The sequence below is a fragment of the Actinophytocola sp. KF-1 genome, from assembly GCF_054661535.1.
In genome coordinates this window covers 333,678-349,839 of the sequence record NZ_BAAFVK010000003.1, presented here as the reverse complement: position 1 = coordinate 349,839, position 16,162 = coordinate 333,678, and the positions used below count along the sequence as shown (strand labels likewise).

The following is a 16,162-nucleotide window of genomic DNA, read 5'->3' as shown; positions in this document are numbered from 1 at the left end:
GCGAAACGGATGCCGGGTATCGGGTCACCTGACCTAGGTTGTGGCGCATGGAGATCACCCGGCTGCTCCCGCGCCTGCACCAGGTCGACCTCGAGTTCGGTCAGGCGTACCTGTGGCGCGACGACGACGAGCTGACACTGGTCGACACCGGGATCTCCGGCAGCGGCCCGGCGATCGCGGCCGCGGTCGAGTCGCTGGGCCTGCCGCGCACGGCGATCCGCCGGATCGTGATCACGCACGGGCACGAGGACCACGCCGGCTCGGCCGCCGAGATCCGGGCGTGGGACGGGGCGGCCGTGTACGCCCACACCGCCGACGCGCCCGTGGTGCGCGGCGAACGCCCGCGCGCGGAGCCGGTGATCACCGACTTCGAACGCCCGTATTGGGAACGGGTGACGGAGCTGGGGATCACCGCCATGACCATCCCGCCGTCCACAGTGGACGTCGAGCTGACCGGTGGCGAGGAACTGCCCTTCGGCGACGGCGCCCGTGTCCTGGCGATCCCCGGCCACACCGCGGGCAGCATCGCGATACACCTGACCGAACACAACGTCCTGTTCGCGGGCGACACCGTCGCGTGCCTGCCGGAGACCGGCGTGATCCCCGGTGCCTTCAACGTCGACCGCGACGCGATGCTCGCGTCGTACCGCATGCTGGCAGACCTCGACCCGGACACCGTGTGCGTCGGCCACGGCACGTCGGTGGTGGGTGGTGCGGGCGCCGCCATGCGCGCGGCACTCGGCTGACTGCTCAGCGCAGCGCGGGCTCGTCCAGCGTCAGCGTGCACAGGTCCCCGTCGAGCGTGGCCCGCACGCCCAGCGGGATCGTGAGCTGGTCGGCGCAGTGCCCGAAACCCATCTCCCACACGACCGGCACGCCCAGCCCCACGAGGAGGTCCGACGCGACGGCCAGGACCTCGTCCGGCGGACCGCACCCGGTCCACGACCCCAGCACGATGCCCGACACACCGGTGAACCAGCCCGACCGCAGGAGCTGCGTGAGCATGCGGTCGACCTGGTACGGCTCCTCGTTGACGTCCTCGAGCACCGCGATCGACCCGTCCGGTGGCACGAACTCGCCACCGGCGCCGACGCCCGACGACAGCAGCGACAGGTTGCCGCCGACGAGCATCCCCGACGCGACACCGTCGTTCAGCGACACCGAGTTCGGGCCCGCGAGCGTCAGCACCGACTCCGGCTCGAACAGCGTCTGCCGGAAGTGCTTCTGCCCGCCGGCGTCGAAGGACACCTCGCTCGCGATCAGCGGCGCGAACAACGTCACCACGTGCAGCTGCGCGCCGATCGCCTGGTGCAGCGCGGTGACGTCGCTGGACCCGGTGAACAGCTTGGGCCCGGCCTGCGCCATCGCGTCCCAGTCGAGCAGGTCCACCATCCGCATCGTCCCGTAGCCGCCCCGCGCGCACACGACCGCGTCGACCGACGGGTCGCACCACGCCGCCTGCAGGTCGGCGGCGCGGTGCACGTCCCGCCCGGCCAGGTACGGCAGCGACGGGTGCCGGTCGAGCACGTGCTCGGCGACCTCGACGACCAGCCCCCAGCTCTCCAGGATCGACACCCCGCGTGCGAGCAGCGCCTCGTCGACCGGCCCGGCCGGCGCGACGAGGCGGACCTTGTCGCCCGCACGCAGCCGCCCGGGCCGGGTCCGGGTCACGACTTCAGCTCCAGCACCGGCACGCCGGGCGGGGTGAACCCGAACACCTGGCCGTAGAAGGACAGTTCCGCCTCGAGCGCCGCGACCACCGTCGACGCGCGGCGGAACCCGTGCTGCTCGCCCTCGAACGTCAGGTACGCGTGCGGCAGCCCGGTCCCGTCGAGGCTCGCGACGAACCGGTCCGCCTGCTCCGGCGGGCACACCTCGTCCTCGAGTCCCTGCAGCAACAGCACCGGGCCGGCGAGCCGGTCGACGTGGTTGCACGGCGACCGCTCCGCGTACCGGTCCGCGTGCTCCGGCAGCGTGCCGACCAGGCCCTCGATGTAGCGGGATTCGAAGTCATGTGTCTCGCCACCGGCCTGGGTCCAGCCGGTGAGGTCGAGGATCGGGTACATGATCGTGGCGCACGCGTAGGTGGACACCGACGTCATCGACGCCGCGGCGGTCCACCCGCCCGCGCTGCCGCCGCGCACGGCGAGCCGGGTGCCGTCCACGACGCCCTCCGCGGCGAGCGTGGCGGCGACCGTCGCGCAGTCCTCCACGTCGACGACGCCCCACTGCTCGTTCAGCGACTCGCGGAACGCCCGCCCGTAGCCCGAGGAACCGCCGTAGTTCACCGCGACCACCGCGAAGCCGCGGCTGGTGAAGTACGCCAGGTCGCGCTTGAGCACGTCGGTGACCTTGCCGGTCGGCCCGCCGTGGACGTGCACGAGCAGTGGCGGCGCGGTGCCGTCCTCGCCCGCGAAGTCCGGGTTGCGCGGCTGGTACACGTACGCCGGGATCTCCCGGCCGTCCTTGCTGGTGAAGACCCGGTGCTCCGGGACGGGCAGGTACGCGTCGTCCGGATCGTCCTCCCGCTGCGCCGACACGACGGTCTCGACGCCGGTGCCGAGGTCGAGCCGCACCACCGCGGCCTCCCGCTGCGGGCTGCCCGCCGCCGACACGACCACGCCGTCGTGGACCCGCAAGTCCGACGACCAGGCGGTCAGGTCGGTGGCGACGTCGGTGACGGTGCCGCTGCGCTCGTCGAGCACGGCGAGGCGGTCCGAGCGCAGCACGGCGTACCGGCCGCCGCCCAGCGGCGCGAACCAGCGGCAGCCGAGGACCCACAGCGGCCCGCCGATCTCCTCGGCGCAGGGCGCGAGGTTGACCGAGCTGCCGTCGAGACCGACGCGGAACAGGTTCCACCAGCCGTCCGGGTCGGTGAGCACGAGCAGCGAGTCGGCCGACTCCCACTCCGCCTGGCACACGCTCTCCCTCGGCCCGCCTGCGAGGACGCGGTGCGGTTGACCGGTTTCCGCGACGCACAGCTCGGCGCCGTCCCACGGCATGTTCGGGTGGTCCCACCCGATCCATGCCAGGCGCGTGCCGTCCGGGGACACCCGGGGACCGCTCATGAAGTGGTGGCTGGCGGCCAGCGAGCGCGGGCCGGAGCCGTCGAGCGGGACCTCGACGAGGTCGCGGGTGACGTCGGTCGGCCGGTCCCCGGTGATCGTCTCGCGCACGCACAGTACGGACATACCGCCATGGCCGGGGGAGAGGTCGGCGTACCGCAGACCGTGCCTGCGGGCGGGCTCCGGCGTCAGCGGACGCGGGTCACCTGACCCGTCATAGGCGTAGATCCGCTGGTCGGCCCAGTTCGTGAACACCACGGTGTCGCCGATGACCGTCCACGGCCGCCCGCCGTACTCGTGCACGCGGTTCCGCACGTTCCACGGCGCGGCCAGCACCTCGACCGGCGTCCCGTCCGGTCCCTCGCGCATCAGCGCGACGCGGCCCTCCTCGGAGGGCCTCCCCTCCGCCCACCACACGACACCGTCGTGGACGTCGACCCACTTGGGCGTGACGCCCGACGTGGCCACCGTCTCCGCCGTGAGGGGCGACTCCCAGCTACCGAACTGCGCGATCTTCACCACGCCGGAGACCCTAACCGGGGGATCGGGTCGGTGGTGGGTCCGGGCGGCTTCGATACGGTTGCGCCGGCCAGCGTGTCGGGGTGGGAACAGACCTGCTCGAACGCGGCGTTTGCCGTAGGGTCGGAGGTGCCATGGCTCGAGTAATTCACGTCTTCCGCCAGCCCGATCGGTTCGTCGCGGGCACGGTCGGCCAACCCGGCGACCGCACGTTCTACCTGCAGGCCTCGGAGAGCGCCCGCACGGTGTCCGTCGCGCTGGAAAAGCAGCAGATGGCGGTGCTCGCCGAGCGCATCGGCTCGCTCCTCGAGGAGGTCCACCGCCGGTTCGGCGCGGACCTGCCCGACGAGACGCCGGACGAGCTCGTCGACGCCGACCCGCTCAACGTCCCGGTCGAGGAGGAGTTCCGCGTCGGCACGATGGGCCTCGGGTGGGACTCCGAGACCCGTGCCGTCGTGATCGAACTGCTGGCGATCACCGAGAACGAGGTCGACGAGTCGATCGTGCTCGACGACACCGAGGAGGGCCCGGACGCGGTCCGCGTGTTCCTCACCCCGGCGGAGGCGCGGGCGTTCGCCGAGCGCGCCGACCGGGTGATCAACGCGGGCCGCAAGCCGTGCCCGCTGTGCGGCGAGCCGCTCGACCCGGCCGGGCACGTGTGCCCCCGGCAGAACGGCTACCGGCGCACCGAGGACGACGAGGCGGAATAGGGATTGCTGCCGTCGGACCCGGGTGTCCTCGAGCTGCTCACGCGAGGACGGATCGAGATCGAGGGGCGCCTGGTCGACGCCTCGAACGCCACCCTCTACTGCGAGATCTCCGGTGGGGACGAGGTCGCCCACTGCGTGTACAAGCCGGTCAGCGGCGAGCGGGCGCTCTGGGACTTCCCGGACGGCACGCTCGCCGGCCGCGAGGTGGGTTCCTACCTCGTGTCGCAGGCCGCCGGCCTGTCGGTGATCCCGCCGACCGTGCTGCGGTCCGGTCCGTTCGGGCCCGGCATGGTGCAGCTGTGGGTGGACACGAAGGAGGGTGACGACCTCGTCGATGTGTGCGCGCCGGAGGATCTGCCGCCGGGGTGGCGCATGGTGTTGCGCGCGCACGACCGTTTCGGCGAGCCCGCCGTGCTCGCGCACGCGGACCACCCGGGTGTGCGGCTGCTGGCGGCGCTCGACGTGGTGTTGAACAACGCCGACCGCAAGGGCGGCCACGTGCTGCACGGCACGGACGGGAAGGTGTACGGCGTCGACCACGGCATCTGCCTGCACACCGAGCACAAGCTGCGCACCGTGCTGTGGGGCTGGGTCGGCGAGCCGTTGCCGGACGACGTCGTCGACATGCTGAAGACGCTGGAGTCCGGACTGGACGACCTGTCCGTGGCGCTCGCGGAACACGTGACGAAAGCCGAGGTCAAGGCGTTGCGGGGGCGGCTGTCGGCGTTGCTGTCGACCGGCGAGTTCCCCACGCCGGGGACTGACTGGCGCGCGATCCCGTGGCCGGCGTTCTAGCTCACTTCGGCGGGCCCATGACCCGGGCCGCGGCCACGATGATGCTCCACAGCGGGCTGTTGGTGGTCTCGTAGTAGACGCGGCGGCTGCCTGCCTCGCGGTGCTCGGTCAGCATGCCGAGGTGCACGAACCGGCGCAGCTCGGTGCCCGCCGCGCTCTGGGGGATCACCTCGTCGGGTGGTTCTGACTGGTAGAAGCGCCGCGCGCCGCGGGCGTGGATCCACAACGCCACCCGAAGCCGACACGGACGGCCGAACAACAACCGCCCGACCTCACCGACGTCGGTCTCCACTGGCTCCACCCTCCATGCTGCAAACAGCTATTGCCTATATAGTTTTCCGATTCTATCGGTCAAGATCGCCGCCGTCCAGACCGCGATCACACGAAGCCGGGGAAGGGGACATGGGCCACCGCGGAGACGTGGGCCGGGGGAGGGCTCGACGCGCCGCGGAGCGATCTCCGGGGGGGCGAGGAGGGGGTGGGCAGGCGAGCCGGTGGCCGCCTCATCAGCCCTGGGGGCATCCAACGCGGGGAGGTCAGTCCTCTGTTGCCGCCACTCCCCCTTCAAGTACAGGCATCATCAATTAACTATATAGATGTCCAATTTATGGCCCCGCTTGGACGAGGTCACCACCCATCCCCACACAAAGAAGCAAGGAAGGGGAGGGGCCGGTTCGAAGATCAAGAAGGGTCGCTGTGTCAGGACTCGATGCGCACGTCCGTCGACTCCGCCGCCGGGGCGTGGAACGCGAGCAGGCGCAGCCCCTCCTTGGTGAGGGCCGCGACGTCCCTTTTGGTCGTCCGCGCCCATGGCGTGATCGTCAGTACGGCTGACTTGCGTTGCTTGTCGATGCGCCACGACCCGCGGAGGAAGCCGTCGACGAGGAAGGTGCCGGGGAAGACGCCGTTCTTGACGCCGAAGAGCCGTTTGCGGTGTTCGTCGTTCATGACGCGGGTGCGGTCCACGTGGGACAGCAGCAGGTTGTCGAACTCGGGCAGGAACCGGACGGGTGCCGGGGTGTCCTCGTCCGGGCGGGGCGCGTCGGGGAGGTCGAGTAGTTCGCGTCCGTCCTCTGTGGTGAGGGTGCGCAGGTCGAGGGTGTCGGTGACCTCGCGGAGGCGGGTCAGGCCGGACCAGGCCTGGACGTCGGCGACGGTGGCGGGCCCGAAGGTGGCGAGGTAGCGCAGGACCATGCGTTTCGGGTCGGGTGACGGGTCGAGTTCGCGGTCGAGCCAGTGCTCGGCGGTGTGGTACCTGGTGAGGCCGCTGCGGCCCCACACCGCCCGTGGCGGGACCTGCACGAGGGGCAGGACGCCGCGGGCGGCGTGGGCGAGCGCGCTGGGTTCGCGGTCGGGCCAGTGTTCGGCGAGTGCGGCGCCGAGTTCCTTGGCGGTGAGGGGTTGTGCCGCGAGTGCCTTGCGAGCGGCTTCGGCGAGTTCGGCGAGGTCGAGGTCGGTGAGGTGGCGGGCGTGCAGGGTGTTGGTGCGCAGGTCGCGGTCGAGGAGCGGCTGGACGAGCGGCCGGAGGAAGCAGGCGTCGGCGGCGCTGACGAGGTGGACGGTGCCGCGCATCAGGACGATACGGACGACTTGCCTGTCGACGAGTGCGGTGGCGAGCGTGTCGGGGTGGAAGCCGGTGAGCCGGGTCCAGAGGCCGGTGTACGGCGGGAAGGGTGCCTGGGCCTGCATGCCGACCAGGTGCTCGATCATCGCGATCGCGGGCATGTCGCTCCTGGCGAGCAGGTGCTGGCGCGCCAGCGTTGCCCGGTTGACCGCCCGCAGGCTCAGTGTGCCCACCCGTCGTCCCCTTCTCAGCGCAGTCCGCGGAAGAACTGTCGCACGTCCGCGATCAGCAGGTCCGGCACCTCGAGTGCGGCGAAGTGGCCGCCGGTGTCGAAGTCGGTCCAGTGGGTGATGGTGTTGGTCTGCTCGGCGTACTTGCGGATGGCGATGTCCTCGGCGAAGACGGCGACGCCGGTCGGTACGTCTGTCTTGTACGGCCAGTCGCCGGAGTGGGTGTTCTCGTAGTAGATGCGGGCGGCCGAGCCCGCGGTGCCGGTGAGCCAATAGAGCATGACGTTGGTGATGAGGCGGTCGCGGTCGATGAGGGTGTCGGGGAGTGCGTCGACGGGGTGGGTCCATTCCTTGAACTTCTCGATGATCCAGGCGAGCTGGCCGACGGGGGAGTCGGTGAGGGCGTAGGCGAGGGTCTGGGGGCGGGTGGCCTGGAGTTGGAAGTAGGCGCTGCCGTCGTCCATGTAGTGCTTCTGGCGGGCCTGGCGTGCGCGTTCGACGTCGGTGAGCTCGTCAAGGTCGACGTCGCCGAAGGGGATGAAGCCGACGGTGGCGGCGTTGACGTGGAGGCCGGCGACGTGGTCGGGGTCGACGCGGCCGAGGTCGGGGGTGACGAGGGCGCCGAAGTCGCCGCCTTGTGCGGCGTAGCGGTCGTAGCCGAGGCGGTGCATGAGTTCGGCCCATGCCCTGGCGATGCGGGTGGTGTTCCAGCCCTGTTCGCGGGTGGGGCCGGAGAGGCCGAAGCCGGGCAGGGAGGGGATGACGACGTGGAAGGCGTCGGCGGGGTCGCCGTCGTGGGCGGCCGGGTCGGTGAGGGGGCCGATGACGTCGAGGAACTCGACGATGGAGCCGGGCCAGCCGTGGGTGAGGAGCAGGGGGAGGGCGCCGGGTTCGGGGGAGCGGACGTGGATGAAGTGGATGTTCTGGCCGTCGATCTCGGTGGTGAACTGGGGGAGGTCGTTGAGCAGTTTCTCCTGGGCGCGCCAGTCGTATTCGGTACGCCAGTACTGGGTGAGGTCCTTGAGGTAGGCGAGGGGGACGCCGTGGGACCAGTCGACGCCGGGGAGTTCGTCGGGCCAGCGGACGGCGTCGAGGCGCCGGTTCAGGTCGTCGAGGTCGGCCTGCGGGATGGCGATGCGGAAGGGCGTGATGTCCATGCCGGGGACGCTATGCGGCGATGGTGACGGGTTCGGTCACCAATTGGTGGGAGGATTCCGTGCATGTTGGAGACGTCGGCGCGGTTGTTGAAGCTGCTGTCGTTGCTGCAGGCGCGGCGGGACTGGTCGGGTGCGTTGCTGGCGGAGCGGTTGGGGGTGACGTTGCGGACGGTGCGCCGGGACGTCGACCGGTTGCGGGACCTGGGGTATCCGGTGGTGGCGCAGCCGGGGGTGGCGGGTGGTTACCGGTTGGCGGCGGGGACGGCGATGCCGCCGTTGCTGCTGGACGACGACGAGGCGGTGGCGGTCGCGGTGGGGTTGCGGACGGCGGGGACGGTGACCGGTATCGAGGAGACGTCGGTGCGGGCGCTGGCGAAGCTGGAGCAGGTGCTGCCTGCGCGGTTGCGGCACCGGGTGAACGCGGTGGGGCAGGCGACGGTGTCGTTGGCGCACCGGGGGCCGACGGTGGATCCGGCGTTGCTGACGCGGTTGGCGACCGCGTGCCGGGACCGGGACGTGCTGCGGTTCGAGTACGAGCGGTCGGACGGGTCGTCGTCGCGGCGGTCGGTGGAGCCGGTGCGGTTGGCGTGCACGGGGCGGCGGTGGTACCTGCTGTGCTGGGACCGGTCGGCCGGGGCGTGGCGGACGTTGCGGGTCGACCGTATCGGGTCGGAGCCGGTGGTGGTGGGGCGGTTTCCGCCGCGGGAGCCGCCGGAGGAGGACGTGGCGGCGTACGTCTCGCGGGCGATCTCGACCGCGCCGTACCGGTACCAGGGGAAGGTGTTGTTGCGGGTGCCCGCGGCGGTGGCGGCGGAGCGGGTGTCGCCGGCGTCCGGGGTGATCGAGGCGCGGGACGCGGATACGTGTGTGTTGCACGTGGGTGGGCGGTCGCTGGCCGACTTCCCGGTGTACGTGGCGCGGATCGGGTTCGAGTTCGAGGTGCTGGAGCCGCCGGAGCTGGTCGAGCAGGTGCGGGTGCTGGCGGGGTTGTTCGGGCGGGCGGCGGGGCTCAGCAGCTGAAGAGGGCGTCGAGGTGGTCGTCGAGTGCCTGTTCGGCGTCGTGCGGGGTGTGGTGGCCGACGAGGACGTGGGTGGTGAGGCCGTCGAGCACGGCGAGGAGGGTGCGTGCCTCGCGGGCGGGGTCGCGGTGGAGGGCGACGGTGCCGCGGCGCTGGGCGCGGCGGAGCTGGTCGTCGAGGAAGGCGTGCAGGTCGGCGTGTGCTTTGCGGAGGCGGGCGGCGTAGTCGGCGGACACGGCGGACCTGGCGAGGAACATGAGCAGGAAGTGCGCTTGGACCCGGCGCCGGTGGTCGAGCGGCAGCAGTTCGGTGAGCACGTCGCGGACGGTGTCCTTGGGTTCCGGCTCTTCGTCGGCCGGTGGGTGCTCGCGGGTGTCGACGCGGTCGGTGACCCGGTCGACGAGCAGGTCGAAGGCGTGCGCGAGGAGCTCGTCCTTGGTGGTGAAGTAGTGCTGGAGCTGGCCGAGTGACATGCCCGCGGCGGCGGCGACGTGCCGCATGGTGACCGCTTCGATGCCGCCCTGCGCGGACATCCGCCACGCCGCCTCGGCGATGGTGGCCCGGCGCGCGCGGTGATCGACTTTTGTGGGCATGGCTGTCCAATACGTGGTACCCGGGGATGTGGCCACGGCAGCGTGGCGGGGTGGGCACGGGGCGTGACGTGCCGTTGGCGAGCACGGTACTCGATGCTGGTGAGGGCGCCAGTGTCCGCGTGTTCGCGTGCGGTGAACGGTCGGTGGTGGTCATCGGGTGGTGGTCATCGGGTGGCGCGGAGGTGGCGTCCGGTCGGGGTGTCCTGGGTGGCGAGCCGGGCGGGTGGGCCGGTGAACAGCACGCGGCCGCCGTGCCTGCCCGGTCCGGGGCCGAGGTCGACGACGTGGTCGGCGCGGCTGATGACGTCGAGGTCGTGCTCGATGACGATGACGGTGGCGCCGCCGTCGACGAGGCGGTCGAGGAGGGTGAGGAGTTCGTCGACGTCGGCGGGGTGGAGGCCGGTGGTGGGTTCGTCGAAGACATACACCTGACTTGGTTTGCCGAGTTCGGTGGCGAGCTTGAGGCGTTGGCGTTCGCCGCCGGAGAGGGTGGTGAGGGGCTGGCCGAGGGTCAGGTAGCCGAGGCCGACGTCGACGAGCCTGGCGAGCCGGTCGTCGGGGAACAGGTCGTGTGCTTCGCGGGCGCTCATGGCGAACACCTGGCCGATGTCGACGCCGTTGCAGGTGTGTCGCAGCGCTTCGGCGGTGAAGCGCCTGCCGTCGCAGCGTTCGCAGGTGGACACCATGGGGTCGAGGAAGGCGAGGTCGGTGTAGATGACGCCGAGGCCGCCGCATTCGGGGCAGCCGCCCTCGCCGTTGGGGGTGAACAGCCCGGGGCTGACGTCGTTGGCTTCGGCGAAGCGGGCGCGGATGGTGTCGAGCACACCGGTGTAGGTGGCGGGTGAGGATCGGCGGGAGCCGCGTACGGCGCGCTGGTCGACGTGCACCGCGCCGGGGACGAACCCGTGCACGAGGGTGCTCTTGCCGGAGCCCGCGACGCCGGTGACGACGGTCAGGACGCCGGTGGGGAGGTCCACGTCGACGTCGCGGAGGTTGTGGCGGGTGGCGCCGCGGATCTCGATGACCCCGGTGGGTGTCCTCGGCTGCTGTTTGATGGTTCGGGTACGGCCGTATTGCCTTCCGGTGGGGGTGTCGGCGCGGGCGAGGCCTGCGACGTCGCCGGTGTAGAGGACGGTGCCGCCGTCGCGGCCCGCGCCGGGGCCGAGGTCGATCACGTGGTCGGCGACGGCGACGACGGCGGGGTCGTGTTCGACGACGAGCACGGTGTTCCCCTTGTCGCGCAGGGCGGTCAGCATGGCGGTGAGCTGGGCGACGTCCTGGGGGTGGAGGCCGACGCTGGGTTCGTCGAACACGTACAGCAGGCCGGTGAGGGTGCTGCCGAGGTGCCGCACGGTCTTGACGCGCTGGGACTCGCCGCCGGACAGCGTGCTGGTGGCGCGGTCCATGGTGAGGTAGCCGAGGCCGATCGCGGTGAGGCGGTCGAGCTGGGTGGCGAGGGCGTCGGCGACGGGCCGGGCGGTGCGGGTGTCGAGGCCGCGGACGATGCCGGCGAGTTGTTCTGCTTCGACGGCGGCGGCGTCGGTGATGGACCAGCCGTCGACGGTGACCGCGCGGGCGGCGGCGGACAGGCGGGTGCCCTTGCAGTCGGGGCAGGTGTCCTGGGTGACGACGCGTTCGTAGGCGGCGCGGGTGGGGCCTTTGAGGGACTCGACGTCCTTGGGCAGCCAGATCCGTTCGAAGCGGGGGATGAGTCCTTCGTATTGCTTGGGCACGGGTGCGGTGTCGGTGGGGCGTTGGACGAGTGCGTCGTCGGCGCCGTGGAGGAAGGCCTGCCACTCGTCTGCGGTGAAGTCGCGCAGTGGTTTGTCGTTGTCGAAGAGGGCGGAGCCGGTGAAGGTGCGCCACATCCAGCCGCCGACGCCGAAGGTGGGGAAGCGGATGGCGCCTTCGTTGAGTGAGCGGTCGCGGTCGACGAGCTGTTCCAGGTCGATTGACTTGACGGTGCCGAGCCCGTGGCAGCGCGGGCACATGCCTGCGGGGTCGTTGAACGAGAAGGCGGTGGACTCGCCGATGTGCGGGGTGCCCGCGCGGGACCAGAGCAGCCGCATGAGCGAGTGGATGTCGGTGACGGTGCCGACGGTGGAGCGGCTGTTGCCGCCGAGCCGCCGCTGGTCGACGACGACGGAGGCGGGCAGGTTGTCGACGGCGTCGACGTCTGGCCGCCCGAAGCTGGGCAGCCGGTTGCGCACGAAGGAGGTGTGGGTCTGGTTGAGCTGCCGCTGGGACTCGGCGGCGATGGTGTCGAACACGAGCGAGGACTTGCCGGAGCCGGACACACCGGTGACGACGGTGAGCGTGCCGGTGGGGATGGCGACGTCGATGTCGCGGAGGTTGTGCTCGCGGGCGCCGGTGACGGTGATCATGCGCTCGACGCTAACGCCGGTTGTGGACACATAATGTCCACATGAACGGGCCCAGCGCACGCATGCTGGAGTTGCTGTCGCTGCTGCAGACCGGCCGGGCGTGGCCGGCGCGGGACCTGGCGGACCGCCTCGGCACGACGACGCGCACGCTGCGCCGCGACCTGGAGCGGCTGCGGGAGTTCGGGTACCCGGTCGCGTCGACCCGCGGGCCGGGCGGCAGCTACCGGCTGGTGGCGGGCAAGGCGATGCCGCCGCTGGTGCTGACCGACGACGAGGCGATCGCGACGGTGGCCGGGTTGCGGATGGCGGCGCAGACGAGCGAGGCGGCCGACGGCGCGCTGCGGAAGCTGGAGCGGGTGCTGCCGCCGCGGCTGCGTGGACGGGTGCGGGCGATGGCGGCGGTGACCCACGCGGTGACGAGGCAGGCGCCGGACCTGGCGGTGGTCGACACCCTGGCGGTGGCGGCGCACGAGCGGCGGGACGTGCGGTTCACGTACCGGAACCGGGCGGGCGCGGAGACGGAGCGGCACGTGGAGCCGTACCGGCAGGTCTTGTTGGACCGCCACTGGTACCTGCTGGCGTGGGACCTGGACCGGACGGACTGGCGAACGTTCCGAGTCGACCGTATCGCGTCGGTGGAGGTGCCGGGCAGCACATTCGCGCCCCGCGACCCGCTGCCGGACACGATGGTGCACCCCGCGGCGGCGGGTGGGGCGGCGGTGATCCACTTCGACGCCCCGGTGTCGGCGGTGTCGCCGCGGCTGCGGGCGGAGGCGGGCGCGCTGGAGTCGGCGGGCGAGGACCGGTGCCGGTACACGAGCCCGCCGGACGACTGGGCGTGGCTGGCGGGGGTGGTCGCGGCGGTGGGGGTGCCGTACCGGGTGGCGTCCCCACCGGAACTGGTGGCGGAGACGGAGGCCCTCGCCGCGCGGGCGGCGCGGGCCACGGCCCCCCGATCACCAGCGTAACGGGCGGCACCGACAGTCCCCCGTGGATGATCGCGAGTTGTCCACAGCCGCCTCGGTTGTCCACAACTTCGCTGCACGGCAAGGAAATGTCGGTCCCCTGGTAGACTGGCATGGCGGGTGGCCCCCGGGATCGGGCGGGGTTTGCGTTCCGGGCGGTTCGCGATTCGCCGGGGCGATGTGGGGGCTGGAACGTGGCAGTCGGGGGCGTTGCGGTCCGGAATGTTGCGGTCCGGAATGTTGCGGTCCGGGGTCGTGCGCGCGTGACCAGTGCGCAGTGACCACGGCGCCGCGTTCGGCGCGGTGGCCGCCGTGGTCACTGGCAGCGGGCCTCGTCGGCGAGGGGGCGTCGCGTCAGTCGACGGGTTGCCACAGCTGGAAGTTCCTGCCCTGGCTGTCCACGCAGTCGGACATCAGGCCCCACGGTTCGCGCACCGGTTCCCGCGCCTCGCCGCCCGCCGTGCGGACCCGGGCCACGGCGGCGGCGATGTCGTCCACCCGGTAGCACAGCTGGACCTCGGGCTCGGCGCCTTCCGGGGCCCACATGCTCAAGGGCGGCCGTGTCTCCTCCGTCCGCCACGAACCCGGTGTGCGGCCCGGCTCGAACGGCACCTGCAGCACCGCCTCGTAGAAGTCCTTCGCCTCTGTCGGGTCCGGGGTCGCCATCGACACGCGCACCGCGTCGCCCTGGCGGGCTCTCGCCGCGCGGGCTGGGCGCTGCAGCAGGATCCAGCGGTGGCCGAACGGGTCCACGATCACGGCGCCGCGGCCGTAGGGTTCGGTCGCGGGTGGGCGTTCCACCCGGGCGCCGTGGCGTCGCGCCAACCCGAACGTCTCGTCGACGTTCTGGACCTCCAGGTGGAGGGTGTGGCTGAACGTCGCCGGCGAGTCGGGTGCCGACACGGGTGTGTCGGGGTACAGGTCGGACGCCTCGGCGAACATCAGCACCGCGTCGCCGAGGGCCACCTCCATGTGGCCGATGGTGCCGTCGGCGTTCACGTGCGGGTCGCCGCGGCGTTCGGCGCCGAAGACCTCCGTGTACCACGCGAACGCCGCCCGGGCGTCGGACACCACGATGTAGGGCGTCAGCGACGGGGGCCATGCCGGTTCCCGGCGGGTCAGTTGTACTGCCATGTCTTCTCCCTGGTCGAACACGGCTCGGGTGAGCCGCTCCCGGAGGCGGTCGGCGAACGCCGGGTCGGGCGCCACCGGGACGACCGGCCGGCGCAGTGCCTCGAACGGATCGGTCACGGCCGGCCCTCCTCCCGGTAGCTCCTGCGGAACGCGGCACGGGCACGCACCAGCAACGCCTCCGTCGCGTGCACGGTCCGGCCGAGGCACTCGGCGACCTCGCCGACCGGCAGCCCGTCCACGTACCGCAACGTCAGCGCGGCGCGGTGGTGCGGACCGAGGCCGGCGAGCACCGCGCGGGCGCGGATCGCGTCGAGCGCCTCGTCCCACGGGTCGTCGCAGGTCTCGGTCGCGTGCTCGACGAGCCGCAGCCCGCGTTCCTCCCGTTCGCGGCGGCGCCAGTGGTCGGCGAGCTTGTGGCGCGCCACCCCGATCAGCCACGGCACGGTCGGTTCGGCGGACCCTGGTCTGCGCACGGCGACGACCGCGGCGAGGAACACCTCCGCGGTCAGGTCCTCCGCGACCGTCCGGTCCCCGCAGCGCGCCAGCAGGTAGCCGTAGACGTGCGGCAACGCCTCGTCGTACCGCGCCAGCAGTCCCAGCGCCGGGTCCGGCACCGGGCCCTCTCGCGTGCCCATGTCCCCATCGTCGTCCGGGACACGACATCTCCGACGCCCTTCGTCCCAGGTTTTCGCCGGAGTCCTCGATAGGGTGACTCGCCGTGCGATCGCAGAACTACGGCGACATCCTCGGCCGCGGTGCCCGCCGCAAGCAGATCCCGGAAGTCGCGGCCGAGCCGGGGCTCGTCGCCGAGGACCCGGCGAGCGGGTTCACCGGCGCCGTCGTCCGGTTCGAGAACGGGCACGTCGTGCTCGAGGACCGCCACGGCCGCCACCGGCTGTTCCCGCTCACGCCGGCCGGGTTCCTCATCGACGGCAAACCGGTCACGCTCGTCCAGCCCACCCGGAAGAAGGCGCCCGAACGGGTGATCTCCGCGTCCGGGTCGGTGCGGGTCACCGGGCACAAGGCCCGCACCGCGCGGGACAGCCGCCTGTGGGTGGAGGGCATCCACGACGCCGAGCTGGTGGAACGCGTGTGGGGCCACGACCTGCGTGTCGAGGGCGTGGTCGTGGAACCGTTGCACGGCATCGACGACCTGACCGCGCTGGTGGCCGGGTTCGGCACCGCGCCGCACCGCAGGCTCGGGGTGCTGGTCGACCACCTCGTCGCCGGCAGCAAGGAGTCCCGGATCGTCGAGTCGCTGCGTGACCCGAACGTGCTGGTCACCGGCCACCCGTACGTGGACGTGTGGCAGGCGGTGAAACCGGCCGCGGTCGGCATCCGGGAGTGGCCGGTGGTCCCGCGCGGCACGCCGTGGAAGGAAGGGATCTGCGCGGCGCTGGGCTGGGGCGAACCCGCCGACGGGTGGCGGCGCGTGCTGGCCGGTGTGCGCAGCTACAAGGACCTGGAGACGCCGCTGATCGGCGCGGTGGAGCGGCTCATCGATTTCGTCACCACCGGTGAAGAGTAGTGACCCGGATGGCCCCGTTCTGAGATCATTGCGGGCATGGCCGCATTGTTCTGGCTCATCGGTGGAATCGCGCTGATCGCCGCCGAGATCCTGTCGGGGGATTTCTTCCTGCTCATGGTCGGTGTCGGCGCGCTCGCCGGCGCCGGTGCCGAGGCGATTTTCGGTAACACGCTGGTCAGCTGCGCGGTGTTCGCCCTCGTGTCGATCGGGTTGGTGACCTTCGCGCGGCCATGGCTCAAGCGCAGAATGCACGGCGAGCTCGTGCACACCAACGCCGACGCGTTGATCGGCCGCAAGGCGGTCGCGGTGTCGGAGGTGAACGCCCACGGCGGGCAGGTCCGGCTCGACGGGGACGTGTGGTCGGCCCGCGCGTTCGACGACAAGCGGCCCATCGCGCCGGGGGCGTCGGTGACGGTCGTGGAGATCGCGGGCGCGACCGCGGTCGTGCTGGCGGACGTGGAGTGACCGGCACCGGGGTGAACGTGATCCAACTTCTGGT

General features: G+C 71.8%; 16 protein-coding genes. 7 read left to right on the top strand and 9 right to left on the bottom strand.

What is annotated here, in order from left to right:
• Positions 1-47 precede the first annotated feature (47 nt).
• Entirely contained in the window at positions 48-746 is a 699-nt protein-coding gene (locus tag ACYQ77_RS11535) for an MBL fold metallo-hydrolase (RefSeq protein WP_459710208.1), read from the top strand.
• 4 nt (positions 747-750) lie between these two features.
• On the opposite strand, the gene ACYQ77_RS11530 is transcribed toward ACYQ77_RS11535, so the two are convergent.
• Positions 751-1,671 (bottom strand): S66 peptidase family protein, encoded by a 921-nt coding sequence (locus ACYQ77_RS11530; protein ID WP_459710206.1) that lies wholly within the window; start codon positions 1,669-1,671, stop codon positions 751-753.
• On the bottom strand, positions 1,668-3,587 hold the full coding sequence (locus ACYQ77_RS11525; protein ID WP_459710204.1) for a S9 family peptidase: 1,920 nt from the start codon (positions 3,585-3,587) through the stop codon (positions 1,668-1,670). Before ACYQ77_RS11525 ends, ACYQ77_RS11530 begins: the two co-directional genes overlap by 4 nt.
• Before the next feature lie 131 nt (positions 3,588-3,718).
• On the opposite strand from ACYQ77_RS11525, the gene ACYQ77_RS11520 reads away from it, so the two are divergent.
• Both ACYQ77_RS11520 and ACYQ77_RS11515 read left to right on the top strand, forming a co-directional pair.
• Positions 3,719-4,294 (top strand): DUF3090 domain-containing protein, encoded by a 576-nt coding sequence (locus ACYQ77_RS11520; RefSeq protein WP_459710202.1) that lies wholly within the window; start codon positions 3,719-3,721, stop codon positions 4,292-4,294.
• A 3-nt stretch (positions 4,295-4,297) separates the two neighbouring features.
• Positions 4,298-5,089: an SCO1664 family protein gene (locus tag ACYQ77_RS11515; protein WP_459710200.1), complete on the top strand. Its 792-nt coding sequence runs from the start codon at positions 4,298-4,300 to the stop codon at positions 5,087-5,089.
• A 1-nt stretch (position 5,090) separates the two neighbouring features.
• On the opposite strand, the gene ACYQ77_RS11510 is transcribed toward ACYQ77_RS11515, so the two are convergent.
• From ACYQ77_RS11510 to ACYQ77_RS11500, 3 genes are all read right to left on the bottom strand, one after another.
• Complete coding sequence (locus ACYQ77_RS11510) at positions 5,091-5,381, bottom strand: hypothetical protein (RefSeq protein ID WP_459710199.1); 291 nt, start codon at positions 5,379-5,381, stop codon at positions 5,091-5,093.
• Between the two features lie 407 nt (positions 5,382-5,788).
• On the bottom strand, positions 5,789-6,886 hold the full coding sequence (locus ACYQ77_RS11505; RefSeq protein ID WP_459710197.1) for a winged helix DNA-binding domain-containing protein: 1,098 nt from the start codon (positions 6,884-6,886) through the stop codon (positions 5,789-5,791).
• A 14-nt stretch (positions 6,887-6,900) separates the two neighbouring features.
• Entirely contained in the window at positions 6,901-8,040 is a 1,140-nt protein-coding gene (locus tag ACYQ77_RS11500) for an epoxide hydrolase family protein (protein WP_459710195.1), read from the bottom strand.
• Between the two features lie 63 nt (positions 8,041-8,103).
• Between ACYQ77_RS11500 and ACYQ77_RS11495 the strand changes: the two genes are divergently transcribed.
• Positions 8,104-9,060, top strand: coding sequence for a helix-turn-helix transcriptional regulator (locus ACYQ77_RS11495; protein ID WP_459710193.1), 957 nt, complete (start codon positions 8,104-8,106; stop codon positions 9,058-9,060).
• Here ACYQ77_RS11495 and ACYQ77_RS11490 read toward each other — a convergent pair.
• Both ACYQ77_RS11490 and ACYQ77_RS11485 read right to left on the bottom strand, forming a co-directional pair.
• Positions 9,050-9,652 (bottom strand): TetR/AcrR family transcriptional regulator, encoded by a 603-nt coding sequence (locus ACYQ77_RS11490; RefSeq protein ID WP_459710191.1) that lies wholly within the window; start codon positions 9,650-9,652, stop codon positions 9,050-9,052. The genes ACYQ77_RS11495 and ACYQ77_RS11490 overlap by 11 nt on opposite strands.
• Before the next feature lie 164 nt (positions 9,653-9,816).
• Positions 9,817-12,036 (bottom strand): excinuclease ABC subunit UvrA, encoded by a 2,220-nt coding sequence (locus ACYQ77_RS11485; protein ID WP_459710189.1) that lies wholly within the window; start codon positions 12,034-12,036, stop codon positions 9,817-9,819.
• A 41-nt stretch (positions 12,037-12,077) separates the two neighbouring features.
• On the opposite strand from ACYQ77_RS11485, the gene ACYQ77_RS11480 reads away from it, so the two are divergent.
• The gene (locus ACYQ77_RS11480; protein WP_459710187.1) at positions 12,078-13,004 is read left to right on the top strand and encodes a helix-turn-helix transcriptional regulator; all 927 of its coding nucleotides are present in this window, start codon (positions 12,078-12,080) and stop codon (positions 13,002-13,004) included.
• A 351-nt stretch (positions 13,005-13,355) separates the two neighbouring features.
• Here the strand turns inward: ACYQ77_RS11480 and ACYQ77_RS11475 are convergent, their stop codons facing one another.
• Together ACYQ77_RS11475 and ACYQ77_RS11470 are read right to left on the bottom strand one after the other, a co-directional pair.
• Complete coding sequence (locus tag ACYQ77_RS11475) at positions 13,356-14,252, bottom strand: VOC family protein (protein ID WP_459710185.1); 897 nt, start codon at positions 14,250-14,252, stop codon at positions 13,356-13,358.
• Positions 14,249-14,770: an RNA polymerase sigma factor gene (locus ACYQ77_RS11470; protein ID WP_459710183.1), complete on the bottom strand. Its 522-nt coding sequence runs from the start codon at positions 14,768-14,770 to the stop codon at positions 14,249-14,251. Before ACYQ77_RS11470 ends, ACYQ77_RS11475 begins: the two co-directional genes overlap by 4 nt.
• Positions 14,771-14,853: 83 nt before the next feature.
• Here ACYQ77_RS11470 and ACYQ77_RS11465 point away from each other — a divergent pair, with 83 nt between their 5' ends.
• Together ACYQ77_RS11465 and ACYQ77_RS11460 are read left to right on the top strand one after the other, a co-directional pair.
• Entirely contained in the window at positions 14,854-15,663 is an 810-nt protein-coding gene (locus ACYQ77_RS11465) for a DUF3097 domain-containing protein (RefSeq protein ID WP_459710182.1), read from the top strand.
• Positions 15,664-15,699: 36 nt separating this feature from the next.
• Entirely contained in the window at positions 15,700-16,128 is a 429-nt protein-coding gene (locus tag ACYQ77_RS11460) for an NfeD family protein (protein WP_459710180.1), read from the top strand.
• Positions 16,129-16,162: the final 34 nt, after the last annotated feature.